The sequence below is a fragment of the Pontibacter populi genome (assembly GCF_019336435.1).
Lineage (GTDB): Bacteria > Bacteroidota > Bacteroidia > Cytophagales > Hymenobacteraceae > Pontibacter > Pontibacter humidus.
This window is the reverse complement of record NZ_JAHWXQ010000001.1, coordinates 396,510-419,010: the sequence shown is the minus strand read 5'-3', so window position 1 is coordinate 419,010 and position 22,501 is coordinate 396,510. Positions and strand designations below refer to the sequence as shown.

Here is a 22,501-nt window from a genome sequence, read left to right as displayed (position 1 = left end):
TATTTTGACCTATCTCATTTTGAAGGGCATGACACCATAAATACTACAAGCTAAAAACTTGCGGCAGAGGCGGAGAGAGGAATGACCTTGCCCAGAATAGTGTATATGTTGTTTTTGCTGGCGCGGGTTTGCAATCCGTGTCTTATTATGGGGTTGAGTTTGTAACTCAACTGGCCCGATAGGGACAAGAATTATCTGAACCAGGATTTACAGGATTAAAGGATTTTCAGGATTGGGTTTTGCTATGGTTGGAGGTAAAGTTTTATAGGTAGCACTGGTCATCTGCCGCAAGTTTTCAACTTGTGGTTTACTATGGTGTTGAGTTTGTAACTCAACTGGCCCGGTAGGGACAGGCATGGCAAAGGCTTTGGCTATAGTTTCATAGGTAACGTTTATCCAACCACCCCAACCCCCTCCTTGTCTAAGGCGGGGAGCTTTTCACTACTATACTTTCCGTTCTAGTTTTATAGTTTGCGATTTCAACCCACCTCTACCCCTCCCGAGAGGGGAATTTAGGCTATTGTTATAGTTATGACTGTAGTTCTATAGTTTCTTTCTTAACCCCCCTGTAGTCCCCTCAAGGGGACAATTCTGCTATTGCTATAGTTTGAGCTATAGTTCTAAAATTTCCGTTTGTCATCCCTCTGCCCCCTTCAAAGGGGACTTTCCTGCTAATGCCCTCTCAACTGTCATTTCGACTAGCGGGAGAAATCTGAATTAGCTATAGTTACAGCTCAAGATAGGACAGGTTTGCCTGTCCCTACGGAACTACCACCACGATAAATCTCGGAGCTTATCGTTTCAAACTTTAACATCCATAGCTATCGAACATAATCTCAGTCTTTGGGTTGAGCGCCTTGTAGATTTCTGGTGCCGCAAGGCATTGTGAGGAACGAACAAAAGAAATGTACACCGCGCGATGCCCGAAGACGAGGCCTCCCGGCCGTGAGGGCACCAAAGCTGGATTGAAACTGTAGATATGTAGAGCTCCCAGGATTGGAGGAGATTTGAAAGGATAGCTTGGTTCGGATGGTAGTTGAGCCAACTATAGAACTTAGATTTCTCTACGTTCAAGACTGAAAAACAAAATAGAGTTCTCTACAGATAAGATAAAAGCAACTATAGTTGGAAGTGACTTTAATATTCAGAGCAATCTGCAATCCTTTAGATAAACTGTATGAGCAGGAAAGGAAGCTTGTCTTTAAAAGCAGGTGACAAAAATAGGTTATAAAAAGGTAGCATTACAGATTCAGAATAAAGGAATAAGCAGATAACTAACACAATGCCAATATAAAGCCGGAGCCCATTTAATATGAACTCCGGCTTCTGTATCTAAACTATAGTTTACTTAAACGTATCCTTGCTGTCTACAATCTTCACGCCTTTCACATTCAGTTTATAGTTGGCAATGATGTCGTCTTCGGCCAGCACTTCTTTTGGTAAGCCTTCTTTTACTAAGTTTGAGTAGCTCATTGGGGATGGCGTGTTGTTAAGCAACGCCTGTTTTAACGGCTCGGCTTCGCTGTCGTCAGTAACTATAGTTACAAACATGTTCTGCACATCCCAGTACTTCTTCACGGCATTGTTTACCTGGTCCACGGTCAGGTTAGCCAATAGCTGGTCCATTTCCTGCAGGTAGTCTTCACGGCCATAAAAGCGTGAATCCATCAAAAAGCCTAATTGCTTCTCTTCGGTCTGGGCGTATAGTTTCATGTACGAGCGCAGAAACTTGCGAGTCAGCTCAAATTCTTCCTGCGTCATGCCATTCTTGATCAGGTTATCTACTTCGCGCATGGCCAGGCGTAACGCAAAATGGGCATGGCCTACGTTAATGTCTTTCAACTCGGTATACTGCTGCTTCAAACCTTCGGCAATCTGTACCGGGCGTATCCAAAGCGCAAAGTAGTTGGATGTGCGCGGCACGCCCGGGTTTGGCAGCTGGAAACTTCCGCCGTTATCGTACCACTCAATATAAGAGTAGTCGCCATAGTTCATGGAGCGGGTGGTGCGGATCTTGTCGTATAGTTTGCCGTAGCTTTTGCGGTGCTCCCCTAAAAACGAGTTGGCTACCATCAGCGCTGCAAAATCATCGGCTGAGCGCGTAACCGGCATTGGGGTACCAGTGAATATAGCGGAGCCAAGGGCATCGTTTTTCTGGATGATCTCCACCTGCACACCATTTGGTTTGTTTGGCTGGCCTGCTACTGGTATAGTTGGTTTAACTTCGGATAACTGGGCTACATCGGCTTTCAGCTTGTTCAGGAACTCGTTGTTATAGTTACCAGCCACACCAATCATCACATTGTTGCGGGTAAACATGTTGCTCCAGTGGTTTTTCACATCCTCCAGGGTAATATTCTTAACGCTGGCTGAAGTACCTTCCACCACGTGCTGGTAATTGGTGCCACGGAATAACAAATCTTCCAGCGCTTTCTTGCTATACTCTTCATCCGACGAGGCACGTATCACCTGGTCCACATAATTCTGCTGGTTCGAGATCACGCGCTTAAAATCGTCTTCGGCAAAAGCTGGCTGCAGCATCAAGCCACGCACGATCGGGTAAAAGTCGTTCAGGAAATCGCGGTGCACGGCAAACGTAAAGGTGGTTACTTCCTTATCAGTGCTAGCTCCGTAACCGGCCGCCCATGGGTATATCTTTTCGCGGATCTGGGTAACAGTCATGTCCTGTGTGCCGGAGTTGGCGATCATCTGGGCAGTGGCATAAGTCAGGCCTTCCTTGCCTTTCGGATCCGACATAGAACCGTTTTTGAACATCAATTTAATGATGACCTTGTTCGACTGTGGATTCTGTAGCTCGACAACCTTATTCGGGCCAAAGGCCGTGTTAGCATCAAACGCTACAGGAGCTGTTTCGGTAGTTGCAGCGGTATCAGTGGTTTGCTGAGATGCCTGCGGCTGTTTGGTGCAGGAGGCAGCCAACAGGGCAACAGGCAGTATATAAGCAGCTATTTTTTTCATCTTTTCTTTCTCTAAGTCTGGTTAACTATAAAATTACTTCACAAGCGATTTCTCCGACGGGCTTATGGTGCCCACCGTGAGTGTGGTTGGTGTAAAGTACTTTTTGGCTACATCCATCAGGTCTTTGGCCGTAACGGTATCGAATACTGCATACATGTTGTTGAGGGCCTCCGGGTTGCCTGTCAGCCAGATGTACTGCGACAGCGAGTTGGCAATGGCATCGGGGCTATCCATGCTCATGGCGAAACTATACTTGATGCGCGATTTGGTGTCAGCGATCTTCTTGGCATCTATCGGCTTGGTCTTCGCTTCGTTCAGCACACGCATCATTTCGTCTTTTACATACTGCAGGTCGTTAGCGTTAACTACCGATGCCGAGTAAGAAACCAGGTTGGGATCGCGGGAGAACTGCGGGCCACCGCCAATAAAGCGTGCCTTTTGCTCCTGCACTATCAGTTTGCGGTACAAATCAGAGTTCTGCGAGAATAGAATGTTGGAAAGAATGCTCAGCGCAGGCAGGTCTTTATACTTATCCGAGAAAGAAGGTCCTTTAAAAGCCAGCGTTAAGTATGGCGGGAAGCCCTGCTGCTGTACATGTGCATAGCGGGTCTGGGTTTGCTTTGGCTCTGTGGCTATAGTTGGTTTATAGTTGCCGCGCTTCCAGTTGCCAAAATACTGCTGTGCCAGGCCGTTTACTTTTTCAGGAGTAACATCGCCAACAACCAGTATCGTGGTATATTCCGGGCGGTAAAAACGGTCGAAGAAGGTTAAGGAATAATCGTATTGGTTTGGCATGTCCACCACATCTTCAAAAAAGCCCATGGTAGTGTGCGCGTAAGTGTGCTTGGTGAAAGCAGTGCTTACCAGCTTTTCGTATAGTTGCTGGTACGGACTTGCGGAGTTCTTGGTGTACTCACCTTTTACGGCACCGGCTTCAGTTTTAAAGTCGTGCACGCTGTATTTCAGGTTCTGAAAACGGTCTGCTTCTATCTCGAACATCTTGTCCAGCATATCGGCATTACCGGTCATGTGGTACAGGGTACGGTCGATGCTGGTGTTGGCGTTGGCAGCAGCACCCATTTCCTTCATTACATCGCCATATAGTTCTTTGCTGTATTTGTCGGTGCCCCGGAACATCATGTGCTCAAAAAAGTGCGCAAAGCCAGTTTTGCCTTTCTCCACTTCCTCGCGGGAGCCGGCTCTCACAACTATATAAAAAGCGGCAATACCCGGACTGTTATAAGGTACGGTTACCACGTTCAGGCCATTATCGAGCTTTTTCTGGTGAATAGGGTAGGGCAGGATCTTGCTGCTTTGCTGTGCCATTACGCCGGTAACGGTAAAGAGCATCAGCAGGAGCATAGCTACTATCTTGTTTTTCATGGATATAGTTTTAGCTGGTTAAAGTTTGAGTATGTACGGTACTACCGTTGTTTAAATATAGCTGATTTACATTCTTTGCCCAAGCTACTGGTTATATAGCGCCTTTATATCTATTAACTATCGTGTTTTATCGCTAACCGACTGCACAAAAAAGGCCCCGCCTGTGTGGGCGGGGCCTTCTGAAAAGTTCTGAACTATAGTTATACCAGTTCTTTTGGAGTTTCTTCTGTAACAGGCAGTTCGTCTGCCAGTTCAGGGTTGGTGGTAGCTATTATGCCAGTCTCCGGCTGAATATCCAGTTCACCTTCCCAACGGGCTACCACGGCTGTTGCCAGGCAGTTACCGGTTACGTTAATGGAGGTACGGGCCATATCCATCAGCTCATCTATACCTAAAATGGCAAATACAGGCCAAACCGGAAGATCAAAGGAAGCAACAGTACCTAATAAAATAACCAGGGATGCTCTTGGTACGCCGGCAACACCTTTACTAGTTAGCATCAGGGTAAATACCATCACCAACTGTTGTTCCCAGCTTAGCGGAATTCCAGCGGCCTGCGCCACAAATACAGCAGCCAGTGATAGGTAAAGGGTGGTTCCATCAAGGTTAAAACTATAGCCGGTCGGCATTACGAAGGCCACAATTTTGCGGGGCACACCCAGTTTCTCCATTTCTTCCATGGCGCGTGGCAGGGCAGCTTCAGAGCTTGTAGTAGCAAAAGCGATAGATACCGGGCCAGAGATCGCTTTCAGGAAACGAACTATAGGAACGCGGGCAATTAACGCTATCGGCAATAATACCAGCAACACAAAGGCAAGCAGCGCTACATATAAGGTTGCCAGCAAATGGAACAGGTTTACCAGGATGCCGAGCCCCATGTGGCCAACCGTATAAGCGATAGCCGAACCCACACCCACCGGTGCAAAGTACATGATGATGTTCGTGAACTTGAACATGGTTTCGGATAAGCTTTCGCAGAAATCGAGCATAGGCTTACGCTTTTTCTCGGTTACCATGGCCAGGCCAATGGCAAAAAGCACACTGAATACCACGATCTGTAACACCTGTCCTTCGGCTACGGATTTTGCAATGTTCTCCGGGAAAACGTGCAGGATAATATCTGCTGCAGTTTGTTTGGCCGGGGCCTTGATTTCTTCGTTTACTTCAGCCAGGTTCATATCAACGCCTTCGCCGGCTTTGCTGATGTTGATGGCTGCCAGACCGATGAACAGGGCTATAGTTGTAACAACTTCAAAGTAAACCAGCGCTTTCCAGCCCATGCTGCCTACCTGTTTCAGGTTAGAGTGGCCGGCAATACCCACTACCAGCGTGGCGAAAATGAGCGGTGCAATAATTGTTTTTATCAGCTTGAGGAAGACCTTGCTGAGTACATTGAGGTTGGTTGCAAATTCCGGGAAATCGTAACCGATCTCAATACCCAGAACCATACTGATCAAAATCCAGGTGGTAAGTGACTTTTTCTGAATACCGTAAGCCAGCAAAAAGCCGATACAGGTCCAGCGCACAGCCATCAGTACCTCGCCCGGGAGGTTAATTATGTTATAGAACTGTAACACGGTGAGTATAGCCGCAATCGTAATACTTAACAGCGCAGCTACAGGAATAAAAGATAATTTCTTCATAAGATGAGTGAAGTATAGCACCCGCCAGAGGCAGGTTGCCGGATGTTAAGTAAGTAATAAGCAGCCATTAAGGTATTTAAAGCTCATAAACCCACCTGTTAAAACTAAGCAAATATAACCAGATCAAGCGCAAAGCCAAAGCCAGTTATAGTATAAACTCAATTTTATAGTGTCATTAACCCGTAAGGCGGTGCATCTTATGTTGTGCCTTATCAGTATATTTAGCCTCAGCTAACCCAAACTTAATATTTTGCTATATGCTAACCTGGCGCATTGAGGCTCTGCACCTGAAACTAAAATATACCTGGCGCATAGCGCGCAATGCCAGCGATGAGAAACTGAATTTCCTGGTGCAGGTCTCTGACGGGAAGTACAGCGGTTTTGGCGAAGCGGCCCCTAATATCCGGTATGGCGAAACACCAGATCTGCTGCTACAGCAATACCAGGTGCTTATTATGGCGGGTTTGGCCGGTGTTAAGTCGATGGATGACCTGTTACAGCTGTTAACCGAACATACGCCTGTAAACTCGCTGCGCTTTGCCATTGAGGCTGCTTACTTACATTACTATTGCCAGTTAAAACAGCTTGCAGTGCACCAGTTGCTGGGGCAGCCAATGCCGCAACAGCAGGGTACCTGTTTCTCGTTGCCGATAATGGAGCCGGGGCAGGTAAAAGAGTTTATCGTGAAGCATAATCTGCAGCGTTTCCCCTGCCTTAAGATTAAAGTAAACAGCGAGCAGGGCGCTGACCTGTTGCAGCAGGTGCTGGATGTGGTGGATAAACCGGTAGTACTGGATGGTAACGAGAGCTGGCAAAACCCCGACGACCTGTTACGCTTCCTGGAAACTATAGATAAGCAGCGGGTACTGTTTATAGAGCAACCCATGCCTGCTTCCGAAGCTGCTGCTTATGCCCATTTAAAACCGCTTAGTCCGCTGCCGTTGGTTGCCGATGAGTCTGTGACAGATAATGCTGATTTTGCAATGCTGCGCCAGGAATTTCATGGCGTGAATATAAAACTGATGAAAGCCGGTGGTTATCTAAACGCGGTTCGGTTATTGCAAGACATCCGCAAAAATGGGCTGATGGCCATGATCGGGTGCATGGTGGAGACCAGTCTGGGGATATGGAGTGCCATGCAACTTAGCGCCGCCTTCGATTTCGCTGACCTGGATGGATTTCTGATTATAGAAGACGAGCCTTTTAAACTGGTACGCGAAGAACAGGGGATTTTATACTTGAAATAGATTTACTGGCCGGGTGGTTGAACTGTTGATGGCTGATTGATGCCGCTGACAAGAAACTAACTTCCAGTAGCGAACTTTGCGTGAGGGATGGAGCGGTTGTCTGAGCTCCTATAGTTGGGCACAAACTATAGAGCGAGCCGCGAGAGCCCGACGGCTGTGCCGGCACGCCCCGACACAGCTAGTCGCTGAAACTATAGTTCTCGAGATCTGCTTCGTTACTACCTTTGGCGTTCCGGACTTTCCAGAGCCATCTTTTTAGCCCGTTCTTTAGCCCTCCAGGGCACTAATTCTGAATAATCTGAAGTTTTTTGAAACTAATCTGAAAAAAAACGTGTATTGTGTTTGTACATTAAATGTATGTACATATATTTGCATCATCATTCATAACACCGATGAAGATAGAAGAAGAAATAAAGCAGAGCGCCTTTAAAAGCGAGTACCATAAAGCATTTATAAACATGCTTTATACAGCGAGCTGGCTGGAGCTGGAACAAAGCAACTTATTTAAGCCGTTCGGCATTACGCTACCGCAATATAATGTGCTTCGCATATTGCGCGGGCAGCACCCGAAGCCGGCTACGGTAAGTATGCTAATAGAGCGCATGCTGGATAAAACATCGAATGCATCGCGGATAGTTGATAAACTGGAAGTAAAAGAGCTGGTAACGCGCAAGCAATGCCCCAACGACAGACGTACCGTGGATGTGCTGATAACAGATAAAGGACTTGCACTGCTGAAGGAACTGGATGTGCTGGATGACAATAATAAAACCGGGATCCATAACCTGACAGAAGAGGAGACTATAGAGCTTAACAGAATACTGGATAAGGTCAGACAATAATTAAAAAGTAACCAATACTATAACTATAAATTAAATCAAGTAAAATGAAAAAAGTAGCAATTCTTGCCTCTCTTGCCGGCGCCCTGATTATGACGGCTTATGCTGGTAATACAACTAAAACTGAAAATGCTGTAGCGATTACAGAAGTATCTGCTCCTGCTAAAGGCCGTGTTTACAACGCTGTTGTAGAAAAGAGCGAAGTAAAATGGAATGGTAAAAAAGTTGCAGGCGAGCACTTTGGTACTATCGGTGTAAAAAGTGGTAACCTGGTAGTTAACAAAAACAAAGTAACTGGCGGTAAATTTGTGATCGATATGAACTCTATCGCTGTTACTGATATTACTGATCCGGAATACAATGGCAAACTGGTAGGCCACCTGAAGTCTGATGATTTCTTTGGTGTAGAGAAACACCCAACTGCTACGTTCGAAATTAAGTCGCTTGCTCCGATTGCAAAAGCTGCTGCTGGTAAGCCAAACTATAAAGTAAATGGTTTATTAACTATAAAAGGCATTACTAAGCCAGTTCAGTTCCCGGCTACTGTTACCGTTAAAGACGGCGTAGCTACTGCTAAAGCTGATGTAACTGTAAACCGTGCGCAGTACGACGTGAAATATGGTTCTGAGTCTTTCTTCGGTAGCCTTGGCGACAAAGCGATCATGGATGACTTTACAGTATCTTTCAATGTAACTGCAAAGCAGTAATCTGAGTAGATATAAATGGTTTTGATTCCGCCCCGGCGCTCTTTGCAGTGTCGGGGCGGTTTTCTTTTAGCCTAACCTATAGTTTGTTATCTTTGAAATAAACTACACATTAAAGCTGATGCGCATCCTTTACACTACCATAACTATAGTTTTTACCCTGCTTCTCCTGGCTTCATGTGAGCCAAAAGCGCCATCGGCCCAGGAAATTGTAGACAAAGCCATTGCCACCCACGGCGGCGAAAAGCTAAACAAGGCCATAGTTACTTTCAAGTTCCGGGATTACCTGTACAGAGCCCTGCGCGACAACGGCGCTTACGTGTATAGCCGCACCTTTACCGACTCTACGGGCCAGCGTGTGTACGATGTGCTGCAAAACAGCGGCTTTACCCGAACTATAAACGACCAGAAAGTTGATCTGCCAGCCGATAAAGTGAAAGCCTACAGTAACTCCGTGAACGGGGTAATATACTTTGCGCTACTGCCTTACTTTTTAAACGACGATGCCGTGCAGAAGGAATACCTGGGAGAATTAACTGTAAAAGGCGAGCCCTACTATAAAATTAAAGTTAAGTTTGCCCAGGATGGCGGTGGCGAAGACCACGAAGATGAGTATGTGTACTGGTTTCATCAGAAGAACTATACGATGGACTACCTGGCCTATTCGTTTTTAGTAGATGGCGGTGGCACCCGCTTCCGCGAAGCTGTCAATCCCCGTAAAGTAGGCGGTATTCTTTTCCAGGATTACGCTAACTATGCAGCAGAAGCGAAAGATTTCAACATCGAAAACTATGACAGGGCTTTCGAAGCCGGTAAACTGAAAAAGATATCGGATATTAACTTGGAAGAGATAGAGGTAAGGGAACTATAAATACGAATACGCGGCCGTCAGTTCCGTTTCAGCCATTAAGGGTCAGGTTTTGCGGTAAATGCATTACCACTCTATTTTTGAAAGTGAACTTTGATGCTATGCCCGGATGGGTTAATCTGCCCATCTTTATCCATTATGGTAAAGCTCAGGTCGCTTCCGTCAGTAGCCAAATTCACAGTAACCGAAAATTTGCCGTTGCGCCTGACGTCTACTGCTATATTTTTTTTGCCATGCAGCAGGTTCATGCTGGCTACCATTTTCGGCCTGCTTACTTCACCTTCTATCTTAACCACAGCCTTATCAGCCTTAAATTCATAGCGTTGCTCTTTGTACTGCTGGTTGTCTATAGCTGTAATAAAAAGCTCATGCGGGATATTATAAATTTTCTGAAAGTAATCTGTTAGTAAAACTCCACTGCCAAGCGTAGCAACAGCTACGTGGTAACTGTTTGGCTGAAATGCGGTCTTCCAGGCATATTGGTATCCTTTGTGGTGTATCAGTCTGTTCCTGTACTTTGTATAATAGTAGTTTTTAGGCGAATCAGCACGGCTGATAGTCATGTTGTTGTCATGGCCGGTACTTACAAAGTAGGAGCCGTTTGTTTGGTAATCAACACTTGTTATCCAGTTTTTATGCAACTTCCTGAATTCCTGTACCGGAGTTATAGCCTCAGCTTCTTGCAGCTGCCAGATCAGTATGCGCTTATCGTCGCCGGTGCTGGCAATGGTATTACCATCAGGGTGCACGGCAATGCTTCTTACCCAGTTGGTATGCCCCTGTAATGTTTTAAACAATTTCTTTTCTGAAAGTTGCCACACCATTATCTGGCTGTCACCTCCTCCACTTATCAGGTAATCCCCGGATTTACTGAAAGCCACCGATGTTACATCAGCCGTATGTCCTGAAAAAACTGTTTCTTCCATTCCTGAGGCCATGTTCCATACTTTTACCAGGTGATCGGCACCGGCGGTGGCTACTAAGTTACCATCCGGGCTCACAGCTACGGCAGTTACAGGGCCTCGGTGTGCCGCTATACGCTTTTGCGGAGTGCCAGTAGCTGTATCCCATAGAAATAGCTGCCCGTCTTTACTCCCCGAAACCAGCATGTTATCATTTACATAAGCAAGCGCGAGCACTGCAGATTCGTGACCATTTAAAGTTTGTAGTAATTGTTGCTGCTCCAGTGTCCATATATTTACCCGGTTGCCCTCGGTTGTAGCTAATTTGCTGCCATCCTTACTGAACTCCAGGTCATACACTATAGCTTTCGGGTCGCCGAGTGTAGTATGTTCAACTTTCTGTGCATACACCGAGCTGTAAATAAGAATGCCGGCCCATATAAGTGTCCACTTCTTCAGCATAATTAATAATAAGTTTTGGTTTTAAACAGCCTTAAAAACATCCCCAGCTTCACATCCCAGGAAGCAAGATCTTCCTGCAGCAGCAACATATGTTCGGTCCGGTGCTGATGGTAGCCGGCCTGTAAGGATACACCAACAGCATCGCTAAGTAGCATTTCTGCCCCTGCAGTAGCGCCAAACCCAAAGACATTGCTTTGCTGACTTGCCTTGGGTTTTGTAAACATAATACTCAGCAGTGCCGGGTGGTTGGGGTTGCCGGGGTGTGTGGAAAGAGAATCGACACTATAGGTAAAGCTGTCATGTTTTACACTTACCCGTCCATAGGTTACATTAGCCTGCAGAAAAGGGGTAAAGCGGTATATCCTGCCTATAGGGTATATCCTGCTGCTTGCATTCAGGGTGCTGAGGTTTAACTTAAAATTGACCCTTTCATTCTGATTCGGGACCTGTAAGGTTTTGTAGGTAGTGACAGATACCCCGCCTCCAACTGCCAGCAAGTGGCTCAGGTTTCGCATTATTTGCGCCTCTGTTCTTTTCCCAGCTTTCATATTACCTATCAGGGAGAGGGAGGGGTAACCTTCTTTCACGAAATACTTATCCCGCGTAGGGTGTGCTGTGCCTATAGTTACATCAGCCTGCCATTTGTGCAGGAACTGTGCGCTTGTTGCCTGAGGACGGAGCCATAAGCACAGGCATAAGGCCGCGATTCCGGTTATATATTTTATTCGTAAATCCATTCCAGTTGCAATGTTATTGTCCCGTCACCGTAATCAGACTTTACTATCAGCTCATTGACAGGGTACGACGGCATGATGCCATTATCCACATTAAGTAGCGGTGTTTTACCTCTCACATACCTGTCTTTAGATTTGAAAATATACTCTTGGCCCTCTTCTGACGCCAGATAGTCGCCCAGGCTTGCATAGGCACTGCTTCCGTTAGTGCATGTATTGGAAGTATAGAGCTGCGGGTTTAGGGTTAAGTGTTCGCGCACCCCGATGTAATAGGGCCTTCTGAAATCTGTGATCGTTTTATTTACTTCAAAGGAAGCACCATCAGGCGGGGCATCGGTCTGTACTTCCGACCTATAAACGTAACTGCCCACAGCGAAGCTATAGTTGCTGATGGAGTTTTCAATCATCAGGTATATATCGCAGGCCGTGCCAGAAACATCTGGTAAATAATAATAGTAGCCGCAGTAGTAGATATCACTCCGGTCATAGGGCTGGTCGCAGCCGCTGAAAATATAGCCGGTATAGGTAACCCGCTTGATGTGGATCCCTTTTAAAACTTTTGCTGAATTGATCTTAACACTATAAGTAGATAAGCTGTTGTCAGGCAAAGGGTTTACAGGCTCAAAACTGACAAGGGTGTTCTGAAATACTTCTCTTGTTTTAAGGTCTATCCAGGTTGCTTTGATCCAGAGCTTTTCGCTACCGATGTTTGTTATAGTTGCGATACCGGCTTCGTTAGTTATGACCGTAGCAGTGGCATTCTGTTCATGCTGCCAGTCTGCTTCGTTGGTGTAAATGCTTACGCCTGCTTTCGGAACCGGCTGGTTCTGGCTGTTCACCACCTTCACGGCAAGCCTTTTTTCCGGGGCGGGCATATTAACTTCCTCTTTGCAGGAAAGCAGCAGCCCAAACAAAAGATATAAAAGTAGCTGTAGCTTTATACTTTTTATCATGATCGATAATTTATGGAGCTGGAGTATACTCCCAAACGATTGATGTATTACTGTATTGGGATGGCTGATAGACAACGTACGCCTTACCATGCATCGCAAAGCTCACGATCCCTGTAGAATTGTTTCCATCAAAACTGGCCACTTCCTGCCAGGTATCTGTGGCAGGGTCATATTTCCAGAAATCTCTTTTATCAGGACCGTTATAACTATAGCTGTAAGGATTTACAGTGCCGCCTATAACATAACCAGCCGAGCCGATAGCATATCCCGTCATGCTGGTTTTTAACTGACCTGGGAAATCCCTTTTCCGGGTCCAAGTGTTTGTGCCGGACTCATAAGCCCACACTTCCGGGAGGACCTTATTATCATGCGTAGGGGCTACTAAGTAGGCTGTGCCGTTTATTTCAAAAGTTATGGCATTGGTAGTGGATTTTCCCGGGAAATCGGATATTCTGGTCCAGTTGTCGATGGCAGGTGTGTATTGGTAGAAGTCTTTCCGAGCAACCCTGTTTCCCCAGCTATCGATAGCATAATTGCCCCCACCCATATAAGCCTTATCACCGATGGTAAACCTTGTGATGGTAACACTGCTGGTAGGGTAGCCTGCAGGCATTGGTTGTTTTTGCTCCTGCGCACCAGTAACCGGGTCTACGGCGTGTAGCTTTACCTCATAGCGGAACTGGGTTGTATTGTTATAGTTGGGTGCTGCTACCCCTGCATAAATCTTACTGTTTAACCCAAAGGCTGTCAGAAAAGTGTGGTATGTATCAATAGTGATCTTCAGTTTAGTCCAGCTCTCTGGATCAGCAGTATATTGATAAAGGCTGACCGGCAGATAAGGAAGCAGGCCGGCAACATACCCCTTACCATCTAGTGCAAAGGCACTGGCACTATAGGTTGGCCTTCCGGCCAGCATGCTCATGTTAGTGTTCTGCAGCCGTTTCCATTTACCAGGCAGTATGCGTAATAGCTCCGATGCTTTTACTGTCTGTCCAGCCCTTGTTACGGATATCTCATAATTGCCTGGGGTGATATGCTCCGGAATAGTAAAGGACAAAACGGTAGCCTGTTCCAGTTCGTTAAAAACAAACACTGAGGTAACGGGTACTACTATATTTCCTATCTTAACTATGTTCTCCGATGCTTTCCGACTGAAGTTAGTACCCTGGATCATCATATTGTTTCCTGCACCTGCCTCATAAAAATCAGCGGCATCGGCTACATCTCCATAACTGACCCTGCTGATAGCAATTCCTGATGTTGTAAACGATTGTATACTACCCCAAAGAACCTGCTCTTTATCTTTAGCATAAAAGCGATAGTAGTATTTTTTATTCGCATCCAGATTTTTGGCAACTATACTATAGGGCCCGGCTTTGGCTCCCTCCGAAACTTTAATAAAAGTGCCTGTTTCAGGGGTAGGCTGCGGGTCCTGAGAAAGAAGGAAGCCTGCTTCTATAATTGGCAAAGGGCCGGTTTCAAGTATCTCAGCACTGAGTGCAGCAGAGTCTACAGTAACAAAAGATGGCGGACGGGTATTAATAACGGTTCTGTCGCTTTTGCGCAATGGGCCTATCACTTCCTCGTCCTCTGAGCAGCCCCAAAGGCAAAACGAAACAAGCACAAAAAGTATAGAGAAGGGTATCAAGCTACTGTGACCACACCTATTGTTGCCAAGCCTGTTTGGTATAACTTTCACTTAAGTCTGTTCCTGCTTAAATTAAGAGATTCTTATAATGTAATTCTCTTATAAATATAGGAACATATTACTGAAAACTATAAAAGGGTATGGATATATTACTCCAGCTCAAACTCTTTCGGCAATTCTATTGGCAGCGGTTTATTGCGGTTCCGAATCTGTTCCAGGTAATCGTCGATGTCAGCTTTATATTCCAGGTGGTAATCTTCGTGCAGGTTTTTGCGGATGAGCAGTATCGTTTTGAGCAGCAATTTAGCCGTTGAGGTGTAGAAAACTTTATAGTAGCTATCGAACTGGCCGGTATAGTTCCGGAAGATGATATCCAGAACGTAAAGATGCAGCTCCACTTCGGCCTTTTTGTCTTTGGTTACACGTTTAAAACGGGCAATTTCTTTCAGAGCTTTGCGCAGTGCCTTGGCCAGGGCTTTGGTTAAACTGCGGCCTGTTGCGTTCAGCAAAAGCTCATGTATCATATCCTGGCTTCGTTCCTGCAGTTCCTCCAATGTAATTTCGCCGAGTTCGAAAGCAAACATATCGTATAGTTCGGCATCGCGGCGCACAGCTTTCAGCAATAAGGTTTCTTTCTCCTTATCACCGAGTTGTTTAATGGCTTTTTTGAAAGATGCAGAAGGTGCAGGCATCAGGAAAATGTATAAATGTTAACACTTGTGCAAAGGTACGTAAATAAGGGTTTCAGGTAAATTTATAGTTTGAGTTGCTAACGATAGCGCTCGCGTCTTGGCTCGCGACTTGTTATAGTTAGGCCTTTGGACGGGTGTTAATAGTTTCCACTATCTATCCTCCTGCCAACATACTAAAGGGGCCGGAGGCCCCGCTATAATTGATCACGAGCGAAGACGCTCGCGCCATGAAATAAAAAAGGCGCTGAGATCATCAGCGCCTTTTTTATAGTTGTTATTGTTGTGGAGTAGCTTTCAGGTTATCATCCAGGTACTGCGTTACTTTTCGCATCAGGTGCACGCGGTCTTTGCCGATCACGTTATGCGGATGGCCCGGGTACACAAAGTAATCCAGCAATATGCCTTCGTCTACCGCTTTTTTGATGAACGCCAGGCTATGCTGCCAAACAACTACATCGTCTACAGTGCCATGTATCATGAGCAATTTGCCTTTCAGGTCCTTTACGTAGTTCAGCAGGTTGGCATTTTTATAGCCTTCCGGGTTCTGCTCCGGAGAGTCCATGTAGCGCTCGGTGTACATAATTTCGTAGTAATTCCAGTCGATAACCGGACCGCCGGCCACGCCAACTTTAAAGGTGTCAGGCGATTTAAGCATCATGGATGTTGTCATAAATCCACCAAAGCTCCAGCCATGAATACCCATGCGGTCAGCATCTACATAAGGTAACGATTTCAGGTATTCTACACCACGCAGCTGGTCTGCCATCTCAACTGTACCTAACTGGCGGAACGTTTCCTGCTCAAACTCAAGCCCACGGCCTGAAGTACCACGTGGATCTAAAGTAAATACGATATAGCCTTTCTGGGCCATTAACTGCATCCAAAGATTAGCGCCACCCAGCCAGCTATTTGTTATCAGTTGCAGGTGCGGGCCACCATACACGTACACTACCACCGGGTATTTCTTGTTCTTATCAAAGTTCGGAGGCGTGATCATGCGGGTGTAAAGATCCGTTCCATCATCCGCTTTAATAGGGAAGATGGTTACTTCGCCAAGTGTATAATCAGCTACAGGGTTTTTAGAAGTAAGCAGTGTTTGCGCTACTTTACCGTCTTTATTGTTGATCACCCAGATCTTGCGTGGCGTTACCTGGCTGCTGTAAGTGTCGATGATGTAATTGCCGTTCGGGCTAAGTTTGGCGCTGTGCGTACCGCCGCCCTGCGACAAACGAGTGCTCTTGCCATTACTTAAGTCTACACTATAAAAGTGGCGCTCCAGCGGGCTCTCAGCAGTTGCGCTATAGTATAGTTTCTTGCCATCCTTGCTGAAACCAAGTACATCAGTTATCATCCAATCACCTTTAGTCAGGGTTCTGATCTCTTTGCCGTTGGTATCATACAGGTATAAATGGTCGAAACAGGTGCGCTCGCTCACTCTTACGAACTGGTTGTTTTTACCAGGTACAAAGTATAACCCTTTCTCAGGCTCTACATACTTGGCGTGTTTTTCTTCCAGCAGCGTTTTTACAAATTCACCGGTAGCAGCATCGTACTGGTTCAGTTTCATGTGGTTCTGGTCGCGGTTAACTACAGCAATGTAGATGTGTTTTTCGTCCGGGCTCCAGGTAATGTTGGTCAGGTATTGCTCGGCAGGTTCGCCGGTTTTCAGGAAAGTAGTCTGCTTGGTAGCAGTGTTGTAAACACCCACCGTAACGTGGTGGCTCTTGCCGCCAGCCATCGGGTATTTAATGTTATTCAGTTTTGCCGGAAGCGGGGCTATATCAACCAGTGGATAATCAGTAACCATGGTCTGGTCCATGCGGTAAAACGCCAGGTTCTTACCAGTTGGTGACCAGAATGTGCCTTTGCTGATTCCGAACTCAGAGCGGTGCGCCGCTTGTCCGTTAACGATAGCTTCGTTTTGCTCATTGGTAACTGCTACATCGGCAGCACCCGGGGCAGAAACATACAGGTTGTTGCCTTTGGTATAGGCTATGCGCTGTTTGGTTGGGTCCAGTTCTGCATTCTCGGCATCGGCAGCATAAGAAGTAACTATAGTTGCTTTTCCGTTTTTCAGGTTGTAGTTAAATATCTTGCCCTGCAGGTTCAGTACCATTGTGTGCGCATCCTGCCACAACACAGCCGGGAAGCTTTTTACTTCTTTAGCGCCGGCAGCCTGCAACGCAGCACTCAGCTTATCTACTGTAAGTATGGTTTTGTGCTTGGTTGATTTCGCGCTACCACGGATAAGTGCATTGTCTTTAACATAGGTGAAGTCGTCGGAACCTGCTACCCAGTTAAGCTGGCGCAGGTTTTCTGGTTGAAGTGCCGGGTTAATGATGGCATCTTCCATGGTCAGCATTTTGTCCTGGGCCTGTAGTTGCAACGCGGCAACAGCAAGCAAAAACGTAAATGCCAGCCCTTTCAATCGGTTCGAAAAGATCATTATAGATTAAATTGGTGGTTGTTGAAAGTGTAATTAACTGCAAGAAAACAGTATTCCGGTTAAAGAGCAAAAATAGCGCCTTTTATGCGTGACAAGCTGCAAAAACTATAGTTCAGTATGTTTTGTGTACAGGAATTATAAGCTACTCCGGATTGTTAAAAACTATACTTCGGGCAGCAGCCGAGCTGTGTTATAGTTAAGTAGCTGCTTCCTAAAGTCCTGTAAATTACGTAAATTTGTACCATGAATACTGAGAGAGAAATTTTACATCAGGAAGATGTTGCTGTGCTGGAAGAGAATACCGACCTGCGCCAGCTTATCGTTTTTAATGATGACGTAAATACTTTTGACCACGTGATCGAGACGCTGATTAAAGTATGCGGCCACACTGCAGAACAGGCAGAGCAATGCACATTGCTTATCCATTACAAAGGCAAGTGTACCGTTAAAATGGGCTCTTACGAGGAGTTGTCTGGTATGTGTACCTCGTTGCACAACAAATCGCTTTCTGCGGATATTCAGTAAGGAGGTTAAATGGAGTTTCCGTCGAAGCTAATAGAAAATGCCGTGGAAGAGCTGGCCAAGCTGCCCGGTGTAGGAAAAAAAACGGCCCTTCGCTTAGCGTTGCACCTGCTCAAAAACGAATCGGAAGATACCTTTTCGCTGGCTGAGGCATTGGTGAAAATGCGGACAGAAGTAAAACACTGCACCACCTGCCATAACATTTCAGATACCGAAGTTTGTGGCATCTGCGCCAACCCGCTCCGTGACCGTAGTCTGCTGTGTGTAGTAAGTGATATCCGTGATGTGATCGCGATTGAAAATACGGCGCAGTACAAAGGCTTGTATCATGTATTAGGTGGTGTTATTTCGCCTCTGGAAGGCGTTGGCCCATCAGACCTGCATATCGATAGTTTGCTGGAGCGCCTGTTGCCTTCAACAGAAGTAAGAGAAGTGCTGATGGCAATAAGCCCGACTATGGAAGGCGATACTACTGCTTTTTACCTCACCCGCAAACTGCGCGACCATCAGAATCTGAAGATTACATCGATTGCACGAGGCATACCAGTTGGTGGTGAACTGGAATATACTGATGAAATTACCTTAGGCCGAAGTATCGTGGAAAGAACTGCTTACGGTAGAGTTTAAACTAGATTAAGAGATTTCTGAAAAGGGATTGCAACTATAGTTGCAATCCCTTTTTTGTTTGATCTTTTGTCATTTCGAACGAAGTGAGAAATCTATCTCAGCTTATAGTTCGAGAAGCTAAAGTTCTATAGGTAGCTACTCTACAATCGGAATCAAGCCTTTTCTTTCAAATCTCCTCTAATCCTGGGAGCTCTACAAATCTACAGTTCTATAGTTGGCTTTGGTGCCCTCACGGCCGGGAGGCCCCGTCTTCGGGCATCGCGCGGTGTACATTTGCTTTGCTCCTGCGTCGCAATACCTACGGTACCGCAAATCTACAAGGCGCTCCACCCAAAGACTGATACATTTCTCATAGCAACCACTCGCCCTAGTTTGAAATTATAAGCTTCGAGATTTATCGTGGTTGTAGTTTCAAAGGGACAGGTGAACCTGGCGTAATTACGGTATGTAACTATAGTTAATTCAGATTTGTCCTGACGTCGAAATGACAGATGGAAAGCAGTAGCAGAAAGTCCCCCTTTGAAGGGGGCGGGGGATGACAAACAATAACTATAGAACTGAAATTGGTAATAGCAAAATTGTCCCCTTGAGGAGACTACAGGGGTGTTGAAACTATAACTATAGAGCTGTAGCCACCAACTATAGCAAAAGCAGAAATTCCCCTCTTGGGAAAGGTCTTACTTCCCTTCTCCCAAGATCCTTTCAGGATGACAGACAGAGAAGTCGCACATAATTCTCCCTGCCTTAGACAAGTAGGGGCTGGGGGTGGTTGGACCAACCTAACTACGAAACAATAAGATAGCAATAACAAAACTCTCTCACTTCCTTGAAAAGCTGCTATGAGAAGCTCAAATTAGAAAGTGCCGGAATATTCCGATTTTTCCCTACCTTATAGTTCAACTATCAAATAAACTAACTCCTTATGAAATACATTCTTTTAGGTATTACCTTAATACTAGCTCTCATTTCTGGTAATGTAGTTGTGCAGATTTCCCCTACTCAAATAGTTGAAACAAATAATACTGTTTCTAAGAAGCCTTTGTTTGTTCTCAGGACGAATGGCGTTGACTATAAATTACCTGAAATGGCTTTAAAAGAGATCAACCCGGATTGGATAAATGAAGTGCAGGTAATAAAAGAATTGGAAGGTGTCGAAAATTTGACTGAAGAGATGAAAGATGGAATTGTGATTCTTACCTTCAAAGAAAATGTGGAAGCTGCGGATCGGTATTTGAAAAGTGTAATCCACCAAAATGAGAAGGTAACTATTCCTGTACCTGAAGCAATTCGTATTAAGGAGTAAACCCTAACCTAAACTATAAATCAAAAGCGCCGCTCCTTTTCAGAAGCGGCGCTTTCTTTATCAATAAGCAATTTTATAATTAAGCTTTGGCTGCGTTGATGTTGTCAAGCGCTTCCATTACTTCTTTCACGTGTCCGCGAGACGTCTCAAGCAGTTGCTTCTCGTCTTCGTTCAGTTGCAGTTCAATGATCTTCTCGATACCGTTCTTACCTAAGATAACCGGTACACCTAAATAAACACCATCAATACCGTACTCACCTTCCAGCTTCACGCAAACTGGGAATACACGGCGCTGGTCACGTACGATGGCTTCTACCATCTGTGCAGCTGCTGAACCCGGTGCATACCAGGCAGAAGTACCCATGAGTTTCACAAGTTCACCACCACCGTTCTTGGTGCGTTCAACTATAGCATTCAGTTCTTCTTCGCCGATCAGCTCTGTTACCGGGATACCACCAACTGTAGTGTAACGCGGAAGCGGAACCATGGTGTCGCCGTGGCCACCCATTAATACCGCCTGGATGTCTTTTGGAGATACATTCAGGGCCTCAGCCAGGAATGCTCTGTAACGGGCAGTGTCCAGGATACCGGCCATACCCATTACGCGTGTACGTGGCAGCTTAGAGGTAATGTGAGCAGCATAAGTCATCACGTCAAGTGGGTTAGAAACCACAATGATGATTGCATCCGGTGAATGCTTAACAATATTTTCAGTTACTGACTGCACGATGCCTGCGTTCGTAGAGATCAGGTCGTCGCGCGTCATACCTGGCTTACGTGGCAAACCAGATGTAATAACCACTACATCAGAACCAGCAGTTTTGCTGTAATCGTTTGTTACGCCAACAGTGCGTGTGTCGTAAAGGTTGATAGGGGCTTTCTGCCAGATATCAAGCGCTTTGCCCTCAGCAAAACCTTCTTTAATATCCACTAAAACTACTTCGTTCGCGATTTCGCGGTAAGCCAAAACATCAGCGCAAGTTGCACCAACGTTACCAGCTCCAACTACAGTTACTTTCATTATCGGATATACTTTATGTTAGTTTGAGAATTCGGTTACTTCCGGTAAAATTAGAAAAATCTATTGTTAAAAGCCCGTAAAGTATAGTTATTCTTTATGCATACTTTCTATCGTGGGGCCAGGCTTATCTCTACCACTTTTTCGGTCTTATCTGTTACCTTAAAGCGGTTATCCAGGCGCTGGTTCACGATCCAGGCGATAGACTGGTCGGATACTAATACTAGGGTTTGAGATTTAAGGTTGGCCGGTACTTTCCTGTCGATCAGGAAATCGCTTATCTTTTTCTTTCCGTTCATGCCCAGCGGCACAAACCAGTCGCCTTCCTGCCAGCTACGCAGCTTCAGCGGAAATCTGAGTTGCTCCGCATCCAGTGCTGCTACAAAGGGTTTGGTGTTCAGTTTATAGTTGGCAGCATCTATATACTTTATGTTAAAAGTCTGATTGCCGGCCTCCACGGTTGTGTCGCCCTCCTGTATAAGTATGCTGCCGAAGCTGCTCAGGTTGCGCGGCGTAATTACCAGTTGGTCGCGGTCTTTTACCAGCGTATGGGTTGGTGAGTCGAATTGCTTACCTGAAATACCCTCCAGCGCATCTACTAACTCCAGCACCACGCTATAACTATAGTTGAACGGGCGGAGCAATTCGTGTAGCACAACCGGTAGGCCAGTAGCGTTTTGCAGCGGCACCAGCGAAATATACCAGGCATCCTCAGCTTCTTTCACACTTTGCTCACGCAGGTTTTCAATATAAGCGGCAACTATAGTTTCGGCGTGGCTTACGCGCTCGGCCGTGTGCTGCATGGTTTCTTCCAGGTTCGGGTTGATCTCTTTCAGCACCGGAATAACTTCGTGACGGATCTTGTTGCGCTGGTACTTGGTAGTTTCATTCGATACGTCCTCGCGCCAGATCAGTTTACGTTCGGTTACCAGTTCAAAAATATCATCTTTGGTAACTGAAAGCATCGGGCGGATGATGTAGCCATTTTTAGGCGGAATACCGTGCAAACCTGCAATGCCGGTACCTTTGGTGAGGTGCAGCAATATGGTTTCGGTTGTGTCGTTGCTATGGTGGGCGGTGGCAACGTAGTCGTAGCCTTCCTGCTGGCGCACCTGCTCAAACCACTGGTATCGCAACGTGCGGGCAGCCATTTGTATCGAAAGTTTTTCCTGCTCGGCAAAAGCTTTCGTGTTAAAGTTTTCGGTAAAGAAGGGCACCTCGTATTTTTTAGCCAGTTTCTTAACGAATACCTGGTCCGCTTCTGCGTCTTCGGGGCGTAACCCGAAATTACAATGCGCTATGGCAAAATCGTATTTAAGCTTGTGTAGTACTTCGCAAAGCACTACGGAGTCTATTCCGCCACTAACGGCTGCTAATATTCTACTCTCTGGCTGGCAAAGCGTATGAGATTGTATAAAACCTGAAACTTTCTGTAGCATAAGCAGCGGCTGGTAAATTTTTCCTAATTTTGAAGTATAGTTCAGACAGAAGATTGTTAGACGATAGACAAATGATTACACTATCCTTTATC

18 protein-coding genes are annotated in these 22,501 nt (G+C 45.9%); 7 read left to right on the top strand and 11 right to left on the bottom strand.

The features are described from left to right. Nucleotides 1-1,344: 1,344 nt before the first annotated feature. The 3 genes from KYK27_RS01765 to KYK27_RS01755 all read right to left on the bottom strand — a co-directional run bounded on the left by KYK27_RS01765 (nucleotide 1,345) and on the right by KYK27_RS01755 (nucleotide 6,005). Entirely contained in the window at nucleotides 1,345-2,979 is a 1,635-nt protein-coding gene (locus tag KYK27_RS01765; protein WP_199108347.1) for a M16 family metallopeptidase, read from the bottom strand. 33 nt (nucleotides 2,980-3,012) lie between these two features. Beyond that, the gene (locus KYK27_RS01760; protein WP_199108346.1) at nucleotides 3,013-4,362 is read right to left on the bottom strand and encodes a M16 family metallopeptidase; all 1,350 of its coding nucleotides are present in this window, start codon (nucleotides 4,360-4,362) and stop codon (nucleotides 3,013-3,015) included. Nucleotides 4,363-4,562: 200 nt separating this feature from the next. Then, nucleotides 4,563-6,005, bottom strand: a complete 1,443-nt coding sequence (locus KYK27_RS01755) for a dicarboxylate/amino acid:cation symporter (protein ID WP_199108345.1) — start codon at nucleotides 6,003-6,005, stop codon at nucleotides 4,563-4,565. Between the two features lie 257 nt (nucleotides 6,006-6,262). Between KYK27_RS01755 and KYK27_RS01750 the strand changes: the two genes are divergently transcribed. From KYK27_RS01750 to KYK27_RS01735, 4 genes are all read left to right on the top strand, one after another. Beyond that, entirely contained in the window at nucleotides 6,263-7,252 is a 990-nt protein-coding gene (locus KYK27_RS01750; protein WP_199108344.1) for an enolase C-terminal domain-like protein, read from the top strand. Nucleotides 7,253-7,644: 392 nt separating this feature from the next. Continuing rightward, entirely contained in the window at nucleotides 7,645-8,094 is a 450-nt protein-coding gene (locus KYK27_RS01745) for a MarR family winged helix-turn-helix transcriptional regulator (RefSeq protein ID WP_199108343.1), read from the top strand. A 44-nt stretch (nucleotides 8,095-8,138) separates the two neighbouring features. After that, nucleotides 8,139-8,798, top strand: a complete 660-nt coding sequence (locus KYK27_RS01740; protein WP_199108342.1) for a YceI family protein — start codon at nucleotides 8,139-8,141, stop codon at nucleotides 8,796-8,798. Nucleotides 8,799-8,916: 118 nt separating this feature from the next. Beyond that, complete coding sequence (locus tag KYK27_RS01735) at nucleotides 8,917-9,666, top strand: DUF6503 family protein (protein WP_199108341.1); 750 nt, start codon at nucleotides 8,917-8,919, stop codon at nucleotides 9,664-9,666. A gap of 71 nt (nucleotides 9,667-9,737) precedes the next feature. On the opposite strand, the gene KYK27_RS01730 is transcribed toward KYK27_RS01735, so the two are convergent. The 6 genes from KYK27_RS01730 to KYK27_RS01705 all read right to left on the bottom strand — a co-directional run bounded on the left by KYK27_RS01730 (nucleotide 9,738) and on the right by KYK27_RS01705 (nucleotide 17,500). Next, the gene (locus KYK27_RS01730; RefSeq protein WP_199108340.1) at nucleotides 9,738-11,027 is read right to left on the bottom strand and encodes a WD40 repeat domain-containing protein; all 1,290 of its coding nucleotides are present in this window, start codon (nucleotides 11,025-11,027) and stop codon (nucleotides 9,738-9,740) included. A gap of 2 nt (nucleotides 11,028-11,029) precedes the next feature. After that, on the bottom strand, nucleotides 11,030-11,764 hold the full coding sequence (locus KYK27_RS01725) for a hypothetical protein (RefSeq protein ID WP_199108339.1): 735 nt from the start codon (nucleotides 11,762-11,764) through the stop codon (nucleotides 11,030-11,032). Next, nucleotides 11,749-12,714, bottom strand: a complete 966-nt coding sequence (locus KYK27_RS01720) for an Ig-like domain-containing protein (RefSeq protein ID WP_199108338.1) — start codon at nucleotides 12,712-12,714, stop codon at nucleotides 11,749-11,751. Before KYK27_RS01720 ends, KYK27_RS01725 begins: the two co-directional genes overlap by 16 nt. Nucleotides 12,715-12,724: 10 nt before the next feature. Next, complete coding sequence (locus KYK27_RS01715) at nucleotides 12,725-14,362, bottom strand: IPT/TIG domain-containing protein (RefSeq protein WP_199108337.1); 1,638 nt, start codon at nucleotides 14,360-14,362, stop codon at nucleotides 12,725-12,727. 149 nt (nucleotides 14,363-14,511) lie between these two features. Next, the gene (locus tag KYK27_RS01710; RefSeq protein WP_199108336.1) at nucleotides 14,512-15,054 is read right to left on the bottom strand and encodes a hypothetical protein; all 543 of its coding nucleotides are present in this window, start codon (nucleotides 15,052-15,054) and stop codon (nucleotides 14,512-14,514) included. A gap of 274 nt (nucleotides 15,055-15,328) precedes the next feature. Next, complete coding sequence (locus KYK27_RS01705) at nucleotides 15,329-17,500, bottom strand: S9 family peptidase (RefSeq protein WP_199108335.1); 2,172 nt, start codon at nucleotides 17,498-17,500, stop codon at nucleotides 15,329-15,331. A 243-nt stretch (nucleotides 17,501-17,743) separates the two neighbouring features. Between KYK27_RS01705 and KYK27_RS01700 the strand changes: the two genes are divergently transcribed. The 3 genes from KYK27_RS01700 (at nucleotide 17,744) to KYK27_RS01690 (ending at nucleotide 19,952) form a co-directional block, all read left to right on the top strand. Next, a complete protein-coding gene (locus tag KYK27_RS01700) occupies nucleotides 17,744-18,025 on the top strand; it encodes an ATP-dependent Clp protease adaptor ClpS (RefSeq protein WP_199108334.1) in 282 nt (93 codons plus the stop codon). A gap of 9 nt (nucleotides 18,026-18,034) precedes the next feature. Then, a complete protein-coding gene (gene recR, locus KYK27_RS01695) occupies nucleotides 18,035-18,649 on the top strand; it encodes a recombination mediator RecR (RefSeq protein ID WP_199108333.1) in 615 nt (204 codons plus the stop codon). Nucleotides 18,650-19,571: 922 nt separating this feature from the next. Continuing rightward, a complete protein-coding gene (locus KYK27_RS01690) occupies nucleotides 19,572-19,952 on the top strand; it encodes a hypothetical protein (protein WP_199108332.1) in 381 nt (126 codons plus the stop codon). A 79-nt stretch (nucleotides 19,953-20,031) separates the two neighbouring features. Here KYK27_RS01690 and mdh read toward each other — a convergent pair whose 3' ends face one another. Both mdh and tilS read right to left on the bottom strand, forming a co-directional pair. Beyond that, nucleotides 20,032-20,973 (bottom strand): malate dehydrogenase, encoded by a 942-nt coding sequence (mdh, locus tag KYK27_RS01685; protein WP_162427443.1) that lies wholly within the window; start codon nucleotides 20,971-20,973, stop codon nucleotides 20,032-20,034. 107 nt (nucleotides 20,974-21,080) lie between these two features. After that, entirely contained in the window at nucleotides 21,081-22,409 is a 1,329-nt protein-coding gene (gene tilS, locus KYK27_RS01680) for a tRNA lysidine(34) synthetase TilS (protein WP_199108331.1), read from the bottom strand. Nucleotides 22,410-22,501 lie beyond the last annotated feature (92 nt).

Bases quoted from the DNA above. Each gene is read 5' to 3' on its own strand.
- KYK27_RS01765 (WP_199108347.1), bottom strand. From the start codon at position 2,979: ATGAAAAAAATAGCTGCTTATATACTGCCTGTTGCCCTGTTGGCTGCC.
- KYK27_RS01760 (WP_199108346.1), bottom strand. From the start codon at position 4,362: ATGAAAAACAAGATAGTAGCTATGCTCCTGCTGATGCTCTTTACCGTT.
- KYK27_RS01755 (WP_199108345.1), bottom strand. From the start codon at position 6,005: ATGAAGAAATTATCTTTTATTCCTGTAGCTGCGCTGTTAAGTATTACG.
- KYK27_RS01750 (WP_199108344.1), top strand. From the start codon at position 6,263: ATGCTAACCTGGCGCATTGAGGCTCTGCACCTGAAACTAAAATATACC.
- KYK27_RS01745 (WP_199108343.1), top strand. From the start codon at position 7,645: ATGAAGATAGAAGAAGAAATAAAGCAGAGCGCCTTTAAAAGCGAGTAC.
- KYK27_RS01740 (WP_199108342.1), top strand. From the start codon at position 8,139: ATGAAAAAAGTAGCAATTCTTGCCTCTCTTGCCGGCGCCCTGATTATG.
- KYK27_RS01735 (WP_199108341.1), top strand. From the start codon at position 8,917: ATGCGCATCCTTTACACTACCATAACTATAGTTTTTACCCTGCTTCTC.
- KYK27_RS01730 (WP_199108340.1), bottom strand. From the start codon at position 11,027: ATGCTGAAGAAGTGGACACTTATATGGGCCGGCATTCTTATTTACAGC.
- KYK27_RS01725 (WP_199108339.1), bottom strand. From the start codon at position 11,764: ATGGATTTACGAATAAAATATATAACCGGAATCGCGGCCTTATGCCTG.
- KYK27_RS01720 (WP_199108338.1), bottom strand. From the start codon at position 12,714: ATGATAAAAAGTATAAAGCTACAGCTACTTTTATATCTTTTGTTTGGG.
- KYK27_RS01710 (WP_199108336.1), bottom strand. From the start codon at position 15,054: ATGCCTGCACCTTCTGCATCTTTCAAAAAAGCCATTAAACAACTCGGT.
- KYK27_RS01705 (WP_199108335.1), bottom strand. From the start codon at position 17,500: ATGATCTTTTCGAACCGATTGAAAGGGCTGGCATTTACGTTTTTGCTT.
- KYK27_RS01700 (WP_199108334.1), top strand. From the start codon at position 17,744: ATGAATACTGAGAGAGAAATTTTACATCAGGAAGATGTTGCTGTGCTG.
- recR (WP_199108333.1), top strand. From the start codon at position 18,035: ATGGAGTTTCCGTCGAAGCTAATAGAAAATGCCGTGGAAGAGCTGGCC.
- KYK27_RS01690 (WP_199108332.1), top strand. From the start codon at position 19,572: ATGAAATACATTCTTTTAGGTATTACCTTAATACTAGCTCTCATTTCT.
- mdh (WP_162427443.1), bottom strand. From the start codon at position 20,973: ATGAAAGTAACTGTAGTTGGAGCTGGTAACGTTGGTGCAACTTGCGCT.
- tilS (WP_199108331.1), bottom strand. From the start codon at position 22,409: ATGCTACAGAAAGTTTCAGGTTTTATACAATCTCATACGCTTTGCCAG.